Here is a 16,005-nt window from a genome sequence, read left to right as displayed (position 1 = left end):
TGTGACCCACAAAATCCTAGTGATTGACGACAGCAAAGTGATCCGTATGCGGGTTAAGGATATGCTGCCAGAGGGGAATTTTGAAGTCATTGAGGCCAAGAATGGACTTGAGGGTTTCAATCTCATCAATACAGAACATCCCAATCTGATCATGTTGGATTTTCTGCTGCCGAAGATGAGTGGCTGGGAAGTATACCAAGAAATTCAAAAACGCCCGGAACTAAAGGCGATTCCTTTAGTGCTGATGTCTGGCCGCAAGGAGGAAGTGACCGAAAAGCTGCCGGAACCCTTTGAGTTGTTTTCCTTCATCGAAAAGCCCTTTGACCAGAAGCAACTGATCAATGCCATCAAAGATGCAATGGCGAAGGCGAGAAAGCAGGCTCAAACAATCCCAGAGGCTCCCCTTTCTTCCCTCAGTACGAGCACAACCGGGAATCCCATGGCGGCAGAAATCGTGGCGTTGCAAGCGAAGGTAAATGCCCTCCAAGGGGAAATCGATCTGCTCAGAAAACAAATGGGGCAGTTGGTTAGTTTTGTGAAACAAAAGCTGAAGTAGGATCGCTAAACTTAACCAATATCCTTGGCAAATAGCCATTGGCGATAACATCAAAGGACAATAATTTCGATGGGTGCACAGCTTTCTTCTTTAGTTAAGGTGTTGGTGATTTCGGCGGTGGGAGCGGCGTTAATCAAGTATGGTTTGCCCTATGGTTTTGGCTTGGGGGCGATCGCCCCATCTAATGGTGCTGCTTTGGCGGCAATCTTACTCCCGGCAATTGTGATGGCAGGGCTATTGTGGTGGCGGAGTATGTCCCAGACTTCCTAAAAGGGCAAGGGTTAGCCAAAACTAAGACATAATCAAAACAACAGCACTAACTTGAGGCGTGTGAGTAACGTGGATTTTCGGAAATGGAGCGGCTTCATTGTTCTTCTAAGTTCCCTTTACATTCTCTGGCAAATTAAAGCGTTTTTACTGTTGTTACTCACGGCGGTGATCCTAGCTAATGCTCTCAATGTGCTGGTAGTCAAGCTGCAAACCTGGGGCGATCGCCTCGCGGACCGTTTCAACCAACCACTCCTGCGAATGGGGCGTTCTTTTGCGGTATTTACCGCCCTGTTTATCGTGGCGTTGATCCTGTGGCTCGCTTTAACCATTGTCATTCCACCCTTTATTGGTCAGTTTCAGATTTTGTTTAGCAAGCTTAATACGGGCTTCTATGAAATTGATGAGTGGTTAGATTCACAAATTCTCAAAATTGAAGAAAACTTTGGCTTGCCGATTAGTGAACAGTTGCCAAATCTTGATGAGATAATTCCCCAAATCTCCACCCTGCTCAATGAACTGCTCAATCGCGGCTGGAGCCTCTTTTCTGACTCCCTCAAGGTGCTTTTAAATGTCTTACTACTCACGGTTTTAACCTTGATGTTTCTGGCAGATCCCCAACCCTATCGCCAGGGATTTATTCGGTTGTTTCCTTCTTTTTATCGCCGACGAGCAGACGAAATCCTCACCCTCTGCGACGCTGACCTCAAGGGCTGGGTATCGGGCATTATGTTCAATATGTTGTGTATTGGTGTGTTGAGTTATGTGGGCCTTTTGACTTTGGGATTGTCATTGGCCTTACCCCAGGCGATTTTGGCAGGTTTGCTCACTTTTATTCCTAACATTGGTCCAGCTTTGAGCGTAATTCCTCCGATCCTTATTGCTTTGTTAGAAGCCCCTTGGAAAATTTGGGCCGTCTTGATCTTGTATTTTTTGATTCAGCAAGTAGAGGGTAATGTTTTGACCCCCTGGGTGATGGCCCGGCAAGTATCCCTGCTCCCTGCCGTCACGCTTTTGGCCCAGGTTTTGTTTGCTGTGACATTGCAGTTGGGTTTTTTTGGGCTGTTTTTGGCGTTACCCCTGGCGGTTATCGGCCAAGTAATCGTTCGGGAAGTATTAGTTAAAGATATTTTGGATCCTTGGCAGGCGAGGGAAGAAGGCCAAGTGCTGGCGATGGTCTCCGGAATTGTGGGTATTGAAACTAGCCAATCCGTGGCGCCAGAACCGGAAGCAAAAACGCCTGAATTGCCGACGGATCATCCGCCGGAGTCCCCCAGTTAAGGGAAACTTTGTGTACCCTTGTTAGGAGTGATTTTATTCTGGTTGAGGAATTGATGTATGGGTGCGTCCCGGAGTGATTGGCGATCGCCAGTGGTCTTAGGTCTAGTTGTCAGCTGTGCCGTGAGCCTTAGTGGTTGTGGTGGGCCACCGCCCCAAGCCCAAACTCCCCAGGGAGTACCGGTAAAATTTGAAACCTTAGATTCAGATCTGCTCGCCACTACCACTGAATACGTGGGGGTTTTAGAAGCGGATAATCTCGTGACCCTCAAGCCAGAAGTAGACGGTATTATTCAAGCCATTCAAATCCAAGAGGGGGATACTGTCACGGCAGGAACGCCCATTTTGACCCTCAAGTCAGAACGCAGTCAGGCTTCTTTGCAACAGGCGATCGCTGGGGTAGAAGCAGCCCGGGCCGCCCAAGCAAATGCCGAAGCCCAACTCAGTGCTGTCAATGCGGAAAAACTAGAGACCCAAGCCGACTTAAAACTCCGGGAACAGGATCTCCAACGGATTAAAAGCCTAGTGGATACCGGGGCTTTACCCCAGCGGGATCTCGACCAGAGCCAACGGGATCTAGAGGTGGCCAAGGCGCGGCTAAATACCATCAATCAACGGATCAAGGCTGCCCAAGCAAGTGTAAATCAAGCCAAAGCCACCCTCCGCCAATCAAGCAATACGGTGGCGATCGCCAATGAAGATCTCCGGGAAACCCAAGTGACAGCCCCCGTTGCGGGCACCATCGGCGACTTAACCGTGCAACAAGGAGACTACCTCGAACAGGGAGCCACCATTGCCACCATTGCCCAAAATACACGCCTAAGTCTTAACTTTTTTGTGCCCATCGAGCAGGCCCCCGATCTGCGTCTCTCCCTCCCCGTCGAGCTGATCGACTACCGCACCCTCGAAACCGTGGGTCGGGGTCAAGTAAGTTTTATTTCCCCAGAAGTAGACTTTACCTCCCAAACCATCTTGGCGAAGGCCAGCTTCGATAATCCTGACAATCGCCTTTTCACAGGGCAACTGGTCAAGGCCAAACTGATTCTGAGTCAGCAAACCGGGGTTTCGGTGCCTGTCACGGCTGTATCCCGCATTGGCGCAGAAACTTTTGTCTTTGTCACTGCCCCCAATCCCGACGCCCAAGGGGAAAACGATCCCCCCCTGATTGCCGTCCAAAAATCCGTCACGTTAGGCGCCATTGAAGGCGATCGCTATCAAGTGTTAGAAGGATTAACCACCGGGGAACAGGTGATTACCACGGGCATTCTCAATTTGACTGACGGCACCCCTGTCTTCCCCCAAACCGAAGAAGTCTTCCAGTAAAGCGTGGGGATTTAGTTAATGCCGATCACATATTTGCGCCATTCGTGGTTGAGATCATCCCGGGTGTATTTCAAAAGCTCGAAATAAAGGCTACTGTGGGGTTTGCGCGGCTGGATCAGTAACTCCATTTCCGCTTCTTTGGGGGTGCGATTGCCCTTACGAACATTGCAACGCATACAGGCAGTGACGAGGTTTTCCCAACTGTCTACGCCGCCCCGCGATCGCGGAATAATGTGGTCGAGGGTCAGTTGCTCGCCACGCTTACGGCAATATTGGCAGGTGTGGCGATCGCGTTCCAGAATATTTTTGCGAGTGAGGGGAATCTCGCGGTAGGGCACTTTAATATAGTGACGCAGGCGAATGACAGTGGGGAGAGGAAAATTCTGGTAAATGACGCGGCCATTGTGTTCTAGGCTTTCGGCCTTGTCTTTGAGCAACAGCACCACTGCCCGACGCCAACTGGTAATGTTGAGCGGCTCATAAGAGGCATTTAGCACCAATACCTTGGCCATATTCTCCCCGTAATCTTTGTAAAAAAAGACGCTAGACTCAATATTTCCGCCTATGCTAGCACAGCTCTCAAAGACAGGGGGCGTTGTCGCCACTGGGGCCATTACGCCACAATTTGTGTATATCCTTGATGATTTAAACTTTTTTCAATGAAAATTGCGATTACCGGTGCAACAGGTCTTGTGGGGCAACGTTCGGTTGAGCGTTTGTACCCTGCCCATGAGCTTTTAGTCTTGACCCGCAGTGAGGCCAAAGCCCAAGGCATCTTTCCGGCTTCTGTCTATCCAAAGCTCAAGATTGTGGCCTATACCCCCACGGAGTCAGGCCCCTGGCAGGACTGTATCTCTGGCTGTGATGCGGTGGTGAATCTGGCTGGGGCTCCCATTGCGGAACAACGGTGGACACCAAGCTATAAGCAGGAAATTCACCATAGTCGCCAGGGGGGGACAGAAAAGATCGTCGAGGCGATCGCCAAAGCCAATCAAAAACCCCAGGTACTCATTAATCCCTCCGCCGTCGGCTATTACGGCACCAGTGAAACCGCCATCTACACTGAAACAAGCCCTCCCGGTAACGACTTTCTCGCAGACGTTTGTCAAGCATGGGAAACTGCGGCCCTAGAAGCCCAAAACCACGGCACTCGTACCGTCATTCTCCGGTTTGGGATTGTCCTCGCCAAAGAAGGAGGAGCCCTCGCCAAGATGATTCTCGCTTTTAATACCTTTGTCGGCGGCCCCCTCGGCACAGGTAAACAATGGGTTTCTTGGATTCACCGCGATGATCTCGTTAGCTTGATTGAAATGGCCCTTACCCAAGCCGATTGGCAAGGCACCTACAACGGCACTGCCCCCAATCCAGTCACCATGGAAACCCTCGCCCAGACCCTAGGATCTGTAATGAAACGTCCTGCTTGGCTCCCAGTACCGGGCTTTGTTTTAGAATTACTCCTCAGCGATGGTGCGAAAGTCGTATTAGAAGGGCAAAAAGTGCTACCCAAACGAACCGAAGAGGCTGGCTTCCAGTTTAAATTTCCGGATCTCAAAGCTGCCCTGGTTGATTTACTGGCTAGTTAATTCCCCGACAGCCGAATGGTTTAGCCAGACTTGTGAGAGTCAGCAGCCTATTATTTTGATAAAGATTTATCGTATTTTTTTACAAACCATGTCTGAAATTATTACCTCCGCCGTGAGCGATCGCATTTGTAACCACATGAACAAAGACCATGGCGACGCGGTTCTCCTGTACGCGAAACATTTTGGCCAGTGTCATCGCGCAGAAGCCGCAAAAATGTTGTCCCTGGATGAAACGGGGATGGCCCTTGAAGTGACCGACACCACCGGCACAGAAGCGGTACGCATCCCTTTTCCAAAAACTTTAGCCAATGCTAAGGAGGCCCACACTGTGTTAGTGGAAATGATGCAAGCAGCCCAAGGCAATCCCACCTAAACAAACTCCCAGCAACTTACACCATAATTTGTCTAAAGCCGTCTATCCTAGGCGTTCTGTGGGGATGGGCGGCTTTTTGGCGGCCTAGCATATCTCAAAATTTTATAAAAATTTAAGAATCATGTCCTTTATAGTATGCATTCCGTTTAATTGGCTACTCTAAAGTCAGCTCAACGCGCCATATCCTAAAGAAAACGAGTGCTTGTGCCTAAGGATCTCCTGACTTATGAAAGCGACCCCTAGATTTTTTCCTTCACTGTGTATCACCGTTACGATGAGCTTTTTGGCACCGATGGTGGTTTGCGGTTTACTTTTGACCCTCTGTGCGGCGGTGGGGATTTTCCCTGGGGTAACTGTTGAATTGTTAACGGATGCCTTTGGGAATGTGCTAAAAGTTTTTGGCAATGGGCGCATTTGGGAAGGGGTCTTAGTCATTGCGATTGCCTGTGGTTTTGTCGGCGGTATGTTTGAAACCTTTAACTTTTACTATTACCAAAACATGAATTAAGGAACTAAAGTCCTGGGGCCGACCGTCTGAGAACATAACGGAAAATTGCGATTGGTTACTATAGAAAAGAACAAGCCTTCGGTTTGTTAGCCAATCTACCTTCCCTACTCAAAACAGCCACAGGAACACAAGCATCATGTTGCATCGTCGAAAAAACCGCTGGATGTATGGCCTATTAGCCTGCATTGTCGCGATCAGCGTCAACCTTGCGACACCCACCGTTAGCCAGGCGGGTTTTTTTGAAAATCTTTTGCGGGGCGTTTTAATCTGGGGGGTGCAGAGTTATCAAATTTCCAATCTCTCGGATGCCCAGGAACAGGACTTTGGTCAACAAATTCACAATGAACTGACCCGTTCCGGCCAGGTTAAACTCTATCAAAACCAGCGGGTTGTGAGCTACATCAACGAAATTGGCCAACGTTTAGCGCGCCAAAGCACACGCCCAAATTTAAATTACAAATTCTTTGTCGTCGAAGATGACAGCGTGAATGCCTTTGCCACCATGGGAGGCTACAACTACATCAACACAGGGCTAATTAAAACCGCCGCTAATGAGGCAGAGCTTGCTAGTGTGATTGGCCATGAAATTGGTCACATTGCGGCGAAACATTCCCTAGAACAGATGAGAATGCAGGCCCGGAACCAGGGGATTTTGGCGGCGACGGGCTTGGATAGTAATCAGATTGTCCAATTGGGGGTGGCGATCGCCGTTGATTATCCCAACAGTCGCAGTGACGAAACGGAAGCGGATGATCTTGGGTTTAATATGTTGACCCGGGTCGGCTATGCCCCAGAGGCGATGGCTTCATTTATGAAAAAGTTGATGGCAGCCAACAGTGGTGGTGGTCGTCCCCCTGAATTTTTGAGTACCCACCCAGCCACCAATGATCGAATTGTGCGACTCCAAAATAAAGCCGCCCGTTATTCGGGGAATCCCCAAGGTTCGCTCTATGCGGAGGGGTTAAATCAGCAACGTTATCGGAGTCGTCTGTCGCCCCTGCTCTAAATGGTTGGTTTTAACTCAGTTTTTAGGCGATCGCTTTCCTTGGCGATCGCCTTTTGTGTGTTGTACCTATGGGCAAAAAAATCCCCCATGGTGCTGGGGGAAGGGAATTTTGTTCGATATATGCGGACGAGTTAGTTAACGGCCGCCTTGTTTTTGTTTGAGAATATCGAACATGGCGTCTTGAATTTGTTCCTGGAGAGTCGGATTATTGGGCAACTGATTACTAATGCGATTAAAGGTGCTGCGGGGCATAATGTCGTCAATGAGGTTGGGCAAAACATTGTTGCAGTAGTTACGCACTTTCCCAATGGCGGCACGGTTATTGAGACGGTTAATACTCTGGGGCTGATCGCAGCGAATTTCCCAGTCCGGTTTGCGGCCAATGAGATTTTCGACTTCCAACAAGAGATTATCCATGCTGTTATTGCCGTAGATCGCCAGATAGGCTTCGGCATAGCGATTAATGTCTGCGGTGCTCGGTTGTTGGGCGATCGCCTGATTTTGCCAGCCAAGAATTTCCGGTTTGAGGGTTAATTGGGGCGCTAGCCCCAAGCCCAGGGCGCTGAGGGTAAGGCAACTGCCCAGCAAATAATCTTGGAAGCGACGGGGTAAAAGCATAATGACCGATGGGGAATAAAAATCAGCGATGGCAAATTTTAAACGTATTTAATATTAAAGAATAGGTTTTAGGGAGGGAAGTTCCAGGGGGCAACTTTTTTCTGCCATGGTTGCAAGGGTTTAGCGGAAATGCTGACAGAGTTCGAGAATTTTAGTCGGGAGAATTTCCTCGGCGATCGCCCCTTGTTTCAGTCCGGCTTCGAGTTCTAACAAAATCGGTAGGGTTTTTAGCAGTTGCTGACCCCGCAACCGGGAAATTTCTTTTTTCAGAAAATATAATCGTTTGGGATTCTTGAGATCTGCTAGTTTGGCGATCGCCTGATCGTCCCGTTCCCCAGCTTCGATCATTACCTTAATAATTGTCCACATCCGGAATTGACCGATCAACGTCGCCACAATCCGCAGGGCAGGCTCATTTTGCGCCAACAGTTCCCCCACCAATTGAATCGCTAAACCACCATTGCCTTCCCGGATCGCCTCACAGAGTTGCAAACTATTTTGGTTCGTTGCTGCCACCAGTTGCTGAATTTCTACTTTTGTTAACGGTTGCGTCCGGCTCCCCTGATAAATTTTGAGCTTTTCTAACTCATTCCAGAGCCGTCGCGTATCATTGCCCACCGCTTCACCGAGCAATTCCGTTGCTGGTCGATCTAAATTCACCCCCAATTCCCGCGCTGTTGCTTTAACGCGATCTGCTAGGGCTTCCGTCTGCCACGGGGGAATCGGCGAAAACTCCCATACTTTCGCGTGTTCCTGGATAAATTTTGTCGATTTTAGCCGCTTATCTGGTTTTTTACGGCTCGTCATTAACAGGTGTGAACTTTCGGGAATCACGGGTAATGTCCGGTGCAATTCCTGCAAAAGACTATCCGAGCAAGATTGGCACAACGTCGCTTCATTCAGCCAAATTAACCGTCCTCCCATGCCAAAGGGCGGCGTCATCACCTCATCCAGCGCATCAATAATACTTTCCTCTTTACTGCCGTCGTAGGTCTGAAAATTAAACGATAGCCAAGCTGGATCTAAAACCGATTGCTTAATCTGATCCACCGCTTGGGCGATCGCAAAATCATCCTCTCCCCAGAAAAAATACACCGCCATCGCAATCCGCTAAAATCACAAACAAATCAAGGTAAAGTAAATAGAGCATCCCTCGCAACGTAACCATTATGCCCAGAACACAGCGCAACGATAATTTCATCGACAAAAGCTTTACGGTGATGGCCGATATCATCCTCAAAATTCTGCCCACCAATAACCGTTCCAAAGAAGCCTTTGCCTATTATCGCGATGGGATGTCGGCCCAAGCCGATGGGGAATATTCCGAAGCCCTCGAAAACTACGAAGAAGCCCTAAGACTCGAAGATGACCCCAATGATCGTAGCTATATCCTCTACAATATGGGCCTGATCTACGCCAGCAACGGCGATCACCACAAAGCTTTAGAACTCTACCACGAAGCCATTGATCTCAATCCCCGGATGCCCCAGGCTCTAAATAACATTGCTGTGGTCTATCACTACCAAGGCGAAAAAGCAAAGCAATCTGGCAATGAAGACGAATCAGAAGCGCTCTTTGATAAGGCCGCAGAATATTGGAAGCAGGCGATCCGCATCGCGCCGAACAACTACATCGAAGCGCAAAACTGGCTGAAAACCACCGGTCGCTCGGAAATGGACGTCTTTTTCTAAATTAGTTAGTGATCGAAACTTTAAAGTAAGCATTCACATTGAGAATTTAAACATGATTGATCTTGAACAGGTTCGCAAGGTTGCCCATTTAGCACGTTTGGAATTGACGCCGGAAGAGGAACAGCGTCTACCCTCCCAACTCAGCGCGATTTTAGACTATGTCGAACAACTCAGTGAACTGGACACGGACAATGTAGAACCGACTACTAGGGCGATTGATGTGAGTAATATCACCCGTACCGATGAGCAAAAAACCTTTGGCGATTGCCAACTTTTACTTGATAATGCCCCAGACCGCGAAGATGATTATTTCCGAGTCCCCAAGATCCTTGGCGAAAGCGAATAATTAAAATTTATGTTTTTGCTCAATTCCCCTGTCAGGTGATGGGGGAATTTTTATTGGGCATAATCAGTAGATTGCACCGCTTCCTGCAGAACTTCGGTAATCCACTTATTGATGCTGGTATTTTTGCTGGCCGTCAAAATTGCGATTTCACGGTGTAGCTCTGGTGAAACTCGTAGGTTAAAGCGTCCTGAATATTCTTTGATGGGGCTAATGCCTTTTTCTTTACAAACTTCGAGAAATACTGCGAGGGAATTTTTAAATTCCTGGCGGAGTTCTTCGGGATTGCTGCCATAGAAATCTGCGCCACCATTTAACCCCAAGATTTCACCGCGAAATAAGTCAAGTTCTGGGTCATATTCAATTTTTGCTCGATAACCATCAAGAATCATCATGTTCATGGCTTTACTCCGTGGGATTCTAACCATTTCCGAATACTGGCAACGGCTCCTTTATCAGTTGTAGGGGAAGGGTGAGGTCGATGAAAAACCCGCACTTCACCAAAGAGAATCACCGCAACTCGTGAGCCACTCCTCTCAGAAATGTCTGCTCCTAGTTCCAGAAAGAGTGCTTCGATGTCAGACCAGGCAATGTTGCCACTGATGGGCCTTTGGAAAATAAGCGCTAGGGTTTTACTGTTTTTACGCTTCATTGTTTAGTCAAACACCTTGATGGTACTACAAAAAAGTACCAAAATATGATGCCAGAACATAGCACAACAGTAATTTCATCGTAAGGAGTGTCGCAGTTAAAATATATGCCTGGTTATTTTGACTGGGGGTCTTGGCTAAGTGATTTCAAAGAAATTGCCTAGAGGCCCAAGACTTCAGCAAAGATTTGTACAATACAATACGGTTTCTTTAAAAAATATTAAGGTTTTATCCATGGGCCAGACCACAGAAGCACAGTCCCTAAAGTACGGGGAGCGCGAAATTGAAAACGGTGAGCTGATTACCTTCCCGAATCCCCGCCCCGGACGTCGCTATACCATTAACATCACCCTGCCGGAATACACTTGTAAATGTCCTTTTTCTGGCTATCCGGACTTCGCAACGATTTACATTACCTATGTACCGGATCAGAAAGTGGTGGAGTTAAAAGCGATCAAGCTTTACATCAACAGTTACCGCGATCGCTATATTTCCCACGAAGAAGCAGTTAATCAAATTCTCGATGACCTGGTCGCGGCCTGTGATCCCCTCGAAATGACGATCAAAGGAGACTACCAGCCCCGTGGTAATGTGCATACTGTCATTGAAGTTACCCACACCAAAGAACAAGCATGATGATCTTCGCTTGGCAGTTCCAATCCCCTGGCCCCATTTTGTTTGAGGTGGGTAATTTTGCAATCCGTTGGTATGGTCTTTTAATCGCGATCGCCGTGTTGATCGGGGTGAATCTCTCTCAATTTTTGGCAAAGCGACGGGGGATTAAACCGGAGTTACTAGCCGATTACGTCATTTGGGGAATTATTGGGGCGATTCCCTGCGCGCGACTGTATTATGTGCTATTTCAATGGCGCAGCTACGCCGATCGTCCCCAGGATATTATTGCGATCTGGCAAGGGGGTATCGCGATCCACGGGGCGATCCTTGGCGGTGTAATTGCGGCCTTAATTTTTTGTCGCTTGAATCGCCTGTCTTTTTGGCAACTGGGGGATTTAATTGCGCCTGCTTTGATTTTGGGGCAAGCCATTGGTCGCTGGGGAAATTTTTTCAATTCGGAAGCCTTTGGGGCACCAACCGATTTACCTTGGAAGCTTTATATTCCCCTCCAAAATCGCCCTTTAAACCTTGTGGAATATGAATATTTTCACCCGACTTTCCTCTATGAATCTGTCTGGAATCTTGGGGTTTTTGCATTACTCCTCTATTTATTTTTCTGGGGTTTGCGCCATGGCGATCGCCTCAAAACAGGCACAATTTTTCTTGCCTACTGGATTGCCTACAGTGCTGGTCGCGTCTGGATCGAAGGCTTGCGCACTGACAGCTTGATGCTTGGTGGGATTCGCGTTGCCCAATTGGTCAGTTTGACAGGAATGGCCCTCGGTATTTTGGGATTAGTCTGGTTATATGTCCTGAAACGACGCTTACCCGATGTGCGATCGCCGCGGGAATTGCGAGGGGCAGAAGCTATCCCAGAAAATTCCGAGACTTAAACCGTTACCATTGCTCCTCTAGTGACAACATCATCCATGGGCCAAACCATCCTCGTTACGGGCGCTGTCCGCTCCGGCAAAAGTGAATGGGCCGAACACCTTGCACTCCAGTCCCAACGCCCCGTCACCTATATTGCGACGGCCACTGAAAATCCTGACGATCCCGAATGGATGGCCCGGATCCAACACCACCGCGATCGCCGCCCGAAAAATTGGGGATTTATGGGTGAGTCAGTCCATCTAACCGAAGCGATGCGACGTATCCCCGAAGACCACTGCATCCTTGTAGATTCCCTCGGTCTGTGGGTGGCCAATCATTTAGAAACAGAGCCTGCTCCTTGGTACCAGCTCACCACAGCATTTTTGGAGGCGATTAAAAGTTCCCCACGGATGCTAATTCTCGTCGCCGAAGAAACGGGTTGGGGCCTCGTCCCCACTTACCCATTAGGACGCTTATTTCGCGATCGCCTGGGCCGTTTAATCCGCGAAGTGGGCCTCGTTTCCGATCAAGTCTATTTATTGGTGGGTGGCCATGCCTTGGATATCAAAACCCTAGGACATCCCTTGCCTCCGGTAAAAATGCCCCTCAGCTGAAGTCAATTGTATCTTTTTGTAACAAAAACTCTGCTAGATATTAAGAAAAGTGTTTACACTCAGGTTATGAAATCCTTCAGAAGGCTATATGCCTATGGAGTATGTGTTATTTTAAGAAACGTTAACCATCTGAAATAGCCTATATTTCATAAGGTTGACCCGCTTACATGATTCTCGGAAACTCCCCTGACCATAGGATTTATACCTATTGGCTTTTGCTCATTTGACAGGGAGAATCCATAACAAGGAAACTAGCGTAAGCCATTTAATATCCAACCCTTGTTCATTCATATAGACAAGAGGAATTAAAAACTATGACTATTGCAGTCGGACGCGCGCCCCAGGAACGAGGCTGGTTTGATGTCCTCGATGACTGGTTGAAGCGAGATCGATTTGTCTTCGTCGGTTGGTCCGGTATCCTCCTGTTCCCCTGCGCCTTCATGGCTCTCGGTGGCTGGTTGACTGGTACCACCTTCGTTACTTCTTGGTACACCCACGGATTAGCCTCTTCTTATCTCGAAGGGTGTAACTTCCTGACTGTTGCTGTATCCAGCCCTGCTGACAGCCTCGGTCACTCCCTCCTTTTCCTCTGGGGCCCCGAAGCCAACTGGAACTTTGCCCGTTGGTGCCAACTCGGTGGACTCTGGAGCTTTGTTGCCCTCCACGGTGCTTTTGGTCTGATCGGCTTCATGCTGCGTCAGTTTGAAATTGCCCGTCTGGTGGGTATCCGCCCCTACAATGCGATCGCCTTCTCTGGCCCCATCGCGGTATTCGTCAGTGTATTCCTGATGTACCCCTTGGGTCAGTCTAGCTGGTTCTTTGCCCCCAGCTTTGGTGTCGCTGGTATCTTCCGTTTCATTCTGTTCTTACAAGGTTTCCACAACTGGACGCTCAACCCCTTCCACATGATGGGTGTTGCGGGGATTCTCGGTGGAGCGCTGCTCTGTGCGATCCACGGGGCAACGGTAGAGAACACCCTGTTTGAAGACAGTGACCAAGCAAATACCTTCCGCGCTTTTGAGCCGACCCAGGCAGAAGAAACCTACTCGATGGTGACCGCGAACCGTTTCTGGTCTCAGATTTTCGGGATTGCGTTTTCCAACAAGCGTTGGTTGCACTTCTTCATGCTGTTTGTGCCGGTGACTGGGTTGTGGATGAGTTCTGTGGGGATTGTGGGTTTGGCATTAAACCTGCGTGCCTATGACTTTGTATCCCAGGAAATCCGCGCGGCGGAAGACCCCGAATTTGAAACGTTCTACACGAAGAATATTCTGTTGAACGAAGGTATGCGTGCATGGATGGCACCGCAAGACCAAATTCACGAACAATTTGTATTCCCTGAGGAGGTATTACCCCGTGGTAACGCTCTCTAATGCGCCCATTTCCGGTGGTCGTGATATCGAATCGACCGGCTTTGCGTGGTGGGCTGGTAATGCCCGCCTGATCAATCTCTCCGGTAAGCTCTTGGGTGCCCACGTTGCCCATGCTGGCCTTATCGTATTCTGGACTGGTGCGATGACTTTATTTGAAGTCGCTCACTTTGTCGCAGAGAAGCCCATGCACGAGCAGGGTTTCATCCTGATGCCTCACCTCGCAACCCTTGGTTGGGGTGTCGGCCCTGGTGGTGAAGTTATTGATACTTTCCCCTACTTTGTCGTTGGTGTATTACACCTGATCTCTTCTGCGGTTCTCGGTCTGGGTGGTATCTACCATGCTGTCCGTGGCCCTGAAACCCTCGAAGAATATTCCAGCTTCTTTGGTTATGACTGGAAAGACAAGAACCAAATGACCAACATCATTGGTTATCACCTCATCCTCCTGGGTTGTGGTGCGCTGTTGCTTGTCTTTAAAGCGATGTTCTTTGGTGGTGTGTACGACACCTGGGCCCCTGGTGGTGGCGACGTGCGTATCATCAGTAATCCAACTTTGAACCCGGCAGTAATCTTTGGTTATCTGTTCAAAGCACCCTTCGGTGGCGAAGGCTGGATGATCGGTGTCAACAACATGGAAGATATTATCGGTGGCCACATCTATGTGGGTCTGATTTGTATCTTTGGTGGTATCTGGCACATTCTCACCAAACCTTTCGGTTGGGCCCGTCGTGCGCTCGTTTGGTCTGGTGAAGCTTATCTTTCCTACAGTCTCGGTGCGCTGTCTTTGATGGCCTTCATCGCGACTTGCTTTGTGTGGTTCAACAATACTGCTTACCCCAGTGAATTTTATGGCCCGACTAACGCTGAAGCGTCCCAGTCCCAGGCTTTGATCTTCTTGGCTCGTGACCAATCTATGGGTGCGAACGTTGGTTCTGCCCAAGGTCCCACTGGTCTTGGTAAGTACTTGATGCGTTCTCCTACCGGTGAAATTATCCTCGGTGGTGAAACCATGCGCTTCTGGGATTTCCGTGGTCCTTGGTTGGAGCCCCTCCGTGGCCCCAATGGTCTTGACCTCGACAAAATCCGCAATGACATTCAGCCTTGGCAGCTTCGTCGTGCGGCTGAATACATGACCCACGCCCCTAATGCTTCCATTAACTCTGTTGGTGGGATTATTACGGAGCCTAACTCCTTCAACTTTGTGAACCTTCGTCAGTGGTTGGCTGGTTCTCACTTTGTTCTTTCCTTCTTCTTCCTCGTTGGTCACCTGTGGCATGCTGGTCGTGCACGGGCGGCTGAGGCTGGTTTCGAGAAAGGGATTGACCGTGAGACTGAGCCCGTACTGAACATGAACGAACTCGACTAAGAATCTGTTGAGGCGTCAGTTTAGTTACTGAGTTTCATGAATAAAAACTCCTGCCCTAGGGTAGGAGTTTTTTGCTTGGGGCATACCAGCTTTAGAAGAATCAATACGAGCGGAACATGGCTTGGGTGCCTTGTTCGAGGGCATCAGCTAACTGGGCGGTGTCTTTAAATTTTTGGGTTGCTAAAGTTACACCGGGTAATTCCAAGTCTGAGAGACTTTCATTGACTAGGCGGAGGTCTTTGATGATGTGTTTGACCATAAAGCCCGGTCGAAAATCCCTGGCGGTAATTTTGTGACCGAGGTTGGCGATCGCCCAGGAACCAGCCGCCCCAGTCTGACAAACTTCGATCATTAAATCTGGGTCAAGGCCTTGGGATTGAGCCAACTGAATCGCTTCACAGAGGGCCACCATGTGGATTGCACAGAGGACTTGGTTGCACATTTTCACAGCCTGGCCACTACCTATCTCCCCGCAGTAGTAAATATTTTTTCCCATGGCTTCCAGGCATGGTTTGACCTCGTCAAAATCCGGGCGATCGCCTCCGACCATAATCGTCAAGGTGCCATTTTCTGCGCCAACATCTCCGCCACTGATGGGGGCATCGAGGAACCGGAAATTTTTTGTTTTGAGGGTTTTGGCAATTTCCTGGGCCGCCGGTTTTCCAATGGTGCTGAAATCAATGATTAGGGCATTGGGTTTTGCGTCGTGGATTACCCCTTCTTCTCCTAAGAGAACCGATTTCACGTCGGGGACATCGCTCACACAACTAAAAATGTAATCTGCATCCTGTACCGCAGTGGCGATCGCCGGCGCAACAGACAAACCAGCGGCAGCGACCCTAGCTAAGTGGGGACTGGCAGCGGAACGGTTCCACACAGTGACTTGATAACCTTTTTTCTGGAGGCTGAGGCTCATTGGTGCCCCCATGACCCCCATACCGAGAAATGCAATTTTTTTCGTCATCGTT

The 16,005-nt window shown here is 49.0% G+C and carries 21 protein-coding genes; 15 read left to right on the top strand and 6 right to left on the bottom strand.

The features are described from left to right. The first annotated feature begins 46 nt into the window (after positions 1-46). The 4 genes from AACQ84_RS08050 (at position 47) to AACQ84_RS08035 (ending at position 3,424) form a co-directional block, all read left to right on the top strand. Positions 47-556, top strand: a complete 510-nt coding sequence (locus AACQ84_RS08050; RefSeq protein WP_049761728.1) for a response regulator — start codon at positions 47-49, stop codon at positions 554-556. Between the two features lie 69 nt (positions 557-625). Next, entirely contained in the window at positions 626-826 is a 201-nt protein-coding gene (locus AACQ84_RS08045) for a hypothetical protein (RefSeq protein ID WP_041443504.1), read from the top strand. Between the two features lie 60 nt (positions 827-886). Then, complete coding sequence (locus tag AACQ84_RS08040) at positions 887-2,104, top strand: AI-2E family transporter (RefSeq protein ID WP_234991407.1); 1,218 nt, start codon at positions 887-889, stop codon at positions 2,102-2,104. A gap of 57 nt (positions 2,105-2,161) precedes the next feature. Next, positions 2,162-3,424, top strand: a complete 1,263-nt coding sequence (locus AACQ84_RS08035) for an efflux RND transporter periplasmic adaptor subunit (RefSeq protein WP_012307188.1) — start codon at positions 2,162-2,164, stop codon at positions 3,422-3,424. Positions 3,425-3,435: 11 nt separating this feature from the next. Here the strand turns inward: AACQ84_RS08035 and AACQ84_RS08030 are convergent, their stop codons facing one another. Then, positions 3,436-3,936 (bottom strand): HNH endonuclease, encoded by a 501-nt coding sequence (locus AACQ84_RS08030; RefSeq protein WP_012307187.1) that lies wholly within the window; start codon positions 3,934-3,936, stop codon positions 3,436-3,438. A gap of 147 nt (positions 3,937-4,083) precedes the next feature. Between AACQ84_RS08030 and thyD the strand changes: the two genes are divergently transcribed. The 4 genes from thyD (at position 4,084) to AACQ84_RS08010 (ending at position 6,894) form a co-directional block, all read left to right on the top strand. Next, complete coding sequence (thyD, locus tag AACQ84_RS08025) at positions 4,084-5,007, top strand: thylakoid membrane protein ThyD (RefSeq protein ID WP_012307186.1); 924 nt, start codon at positions 4,084-4,086, stop codon at positions 5,005-5,007. 88 nt (positions 5,008-5,095) lie between these two features. Continuing rightward, a complete protein-coding gene (locus AACQ84_RS08020) occupies positions 5,096-5,380 on the top strand; it encodes a DUF2470 domain-containing protein (protein WP_012307185.1) in 285 nt (94 codons plus the stop codon). 274 nt (positions 5,381-5,654) lie between these two features. Continuing rightward, positions 5,655-5,888 (top strand): hypothetical protein, encoded by a 234-nt coding sequence (locus tag AACQ84_RS08015; protein ID WP_223209913.1) that lies wholly within the window; start codon positions 5,655-5,657, stop codon positions 5,886-5,888. Positions 5,889-6,024: 136 nt separating this feature from the next. Then, positions 6,025-6,894 (top strand): M48 family metallopeptidase, encoded by an 870-nt coding sequence (locus AACQ84_RS08010; protein WP_012307183.1) that lies wholly within the window; start codon positions 6,025-6,027, stop codon positions 6,892-6,894. 135 nt (positions 6,895-7,029) lie between these two features. On the opposite strand, the gene AACQ84_RS08005 is transcribed toward AACQ84_RS08010, so the two are convergent. Further along, on the bottom strand, positions 7,030-7,512 hold the full coding sequence (locus AACQ84_RS08005; protein ID WP_012307182.1) for a DUF4168 domain-containing protein: 483 nt from the start codon (positions 7,510-7,512) through the stop codon (positions 7,030-7,032). A 120-nt stretch (positions 7,513-7,632) separates the two neighbouring features. Beyond that, positions 7,633-8,613 carry a DNA polymerase III subunit delta gene (holA, locus tag AACQ84_RS08000; protein ID WP_012307181.1) on the bottom strand — a complete coding sequence of 327 codons (981 nt, stop codon included), beginning with the start codon at positions 8,611-8,613 and terminating at the stop codon, positions 7,633-7,635. Positions 8,614-8,681: 68 nt separating this feature from the next. Between holA and AACQ84_RS07995 the strand changes: the two genes are divergently transcribed. Both AACQ84_RS07995 and gatC read left to right on the top strand, forming a co-directional pair. After that, positions 8,682-9,203, top strand: a complete 522-nt coding sequence (locus tag AACQ84_RS07995; RefSeq protein WP_012307180.1) for a photosystem I assembly protein Ycf3 — start codon at positions 8,682-8,684, stop codon at positions 9,201-9,203. 52 nt (positions 9,204-9,255) lie between these two features. Beyond that, positions 9,256-9,549, top strand: a complete 294-nt coding sequence (gene gatC, locus AACQ84_RS07990) for an Asp-tRNA(Asn)/Glu-tRNA(Gln) amidotransferase subunit GatC (RefSeq protein ID WP_012307179.1) — start codon at positions 9,256-9,258, stop codon at positions 9,547-9,549. A gap of 50 nt (positions 9,550-9,599) precedes the next feature. Here gatC and AACQ84_RS07985 read toward each other — a convergent pair whose 3' ends face one another. Beyond that, positions 9,600-9,947 (bottom strand): type II toxin-antitoxin system HicB family antitoxin, encoded by a 348-nt coding sequence (locus AACQ84_RS07985; protein ID WP_012307178.1) that lies wholly within the window; start codon positions 9,945-9,947, stop codon positions 9,600-9,602. Next, positions 9,944-10,198: a type II toxin-antitoxin system HicA family toxin gene (locus AACQ84_RS07980; protein WP_030007036.1), complete on the bottom strand. Its 255-nt coding sequence runs from the start codon at positions 10,196-10,198 to the stop codon at positions 9,944-9,946. The genes AACQ84_RS07985 and AACQ84_RS07980 overlap by 4 nt, the downstream gene beginning before the upstream one ends. Before the next feature lie 232 nt (positions 10,199-10,430). On the opposite strand from AACQ84_RS07980, the gene queF reads away from it, so the two are divergent. The 5 genes from queF to psbC all read left to right on the top strand — a co-directional run bounded on the left by queF (position 10,431) and on the right by psbC (position 15,037). Further along, positions 10,431-10,832: a preQ(1) synthase gene (gene queF, locus AACQ84_RS07975; protein WP_012307177.1), complete on the top strand. Its 402-nt coding sequence runs from the start codon at positions 10,431-10,433 to the stop codon at positions 10,830-10,832. Beyond that, a complete protein-coding gene (gene lgt, locus AACQ84_RS07970; protein WP_041443863.1) occupies positions 10,832-11,704 on the top strand; it encodes a prolipoprotein diacylglyceryl transferase in 873 nt (290 codons plus the stop codon). The genes queF and lgt overlap by 1 nt, the downstream gene beginning before the upstream one ends. Positions 11,705-11,740: 36 nt before the next feature. After that, complete coding sequence (cobU, locus tag AACQ84_RS07965) at positions 11,741-12,298, top strand: bifunctional adenosylcobinamide kinase/adenosylcobinamide-phosphate guanylyltransferase (protein WP_012307175.1); 558 nt, start codon at positions 11,741-11,743, stop codon at positions 12,296-12,298. A 314-nt stretch (positions 12,299-12,612) separates the two neighbouring features. Further along, positions 12,613-13,671, top strand: a complete 1,059-nt coding sequence (gene psbD / locus AACQ84_RS07960; RefSeq protein WP_012307174.1) for a photosystem II D2 protein (photosystem q(a) protein) — start codon at positions 12,613-12,615, stop codon at positions 13,669-13,671. Then, positions 13,655-15,037 (top strand): photosystem II reaction center protein CP43, encoded by a 1,383-nt coding sequence (psbC, locus tag AACQ84_RS07955; protein ID WP_030008145.1) that lies wholly within the window; start codon positions 13,655-13,657, stop codon positions 15,035-15,037. Before psbD ends, psbC begins: the two co-directional genes overlap by 17 nt. A 100-nt stretch (positions 15,038-15,137) precedes the next feature. On the opposite strand, the gene AACQ84_RS07950 is transcribed toward psbC, so the two are convergent. Further along, the gene (locus AACQ84_RS07950; RefSeq protein ID WP_012307172.1) at positions 15,138-16,001 is read right to left on the bottom strand and encodes an NAD(P)-dependent oxidoreductase; all 864 of its coding nucleotides are present in this window, start codon (positions 15,999-16,001) and stop codon (positions 15,138-15,140) included. Positions 16,002-16,005 lie beyond the last annotated feature (4 nt).

Origin of the sequence: Picosynechococcus sp. PCC 7002 (assembly GCF_963860125.1) — a bacterium.
In the GTDB taxonomy this organism is placed as follows: Bacteria; Cyanobacteriota; Cyanobacteriia; order Cyanobacteriales; family MRBY01; genus MRBY01.
Note: the sequence above shows the minus strand (reverse complement) of the source record. Positions and strands in the feature narration are given on the sequence as shown.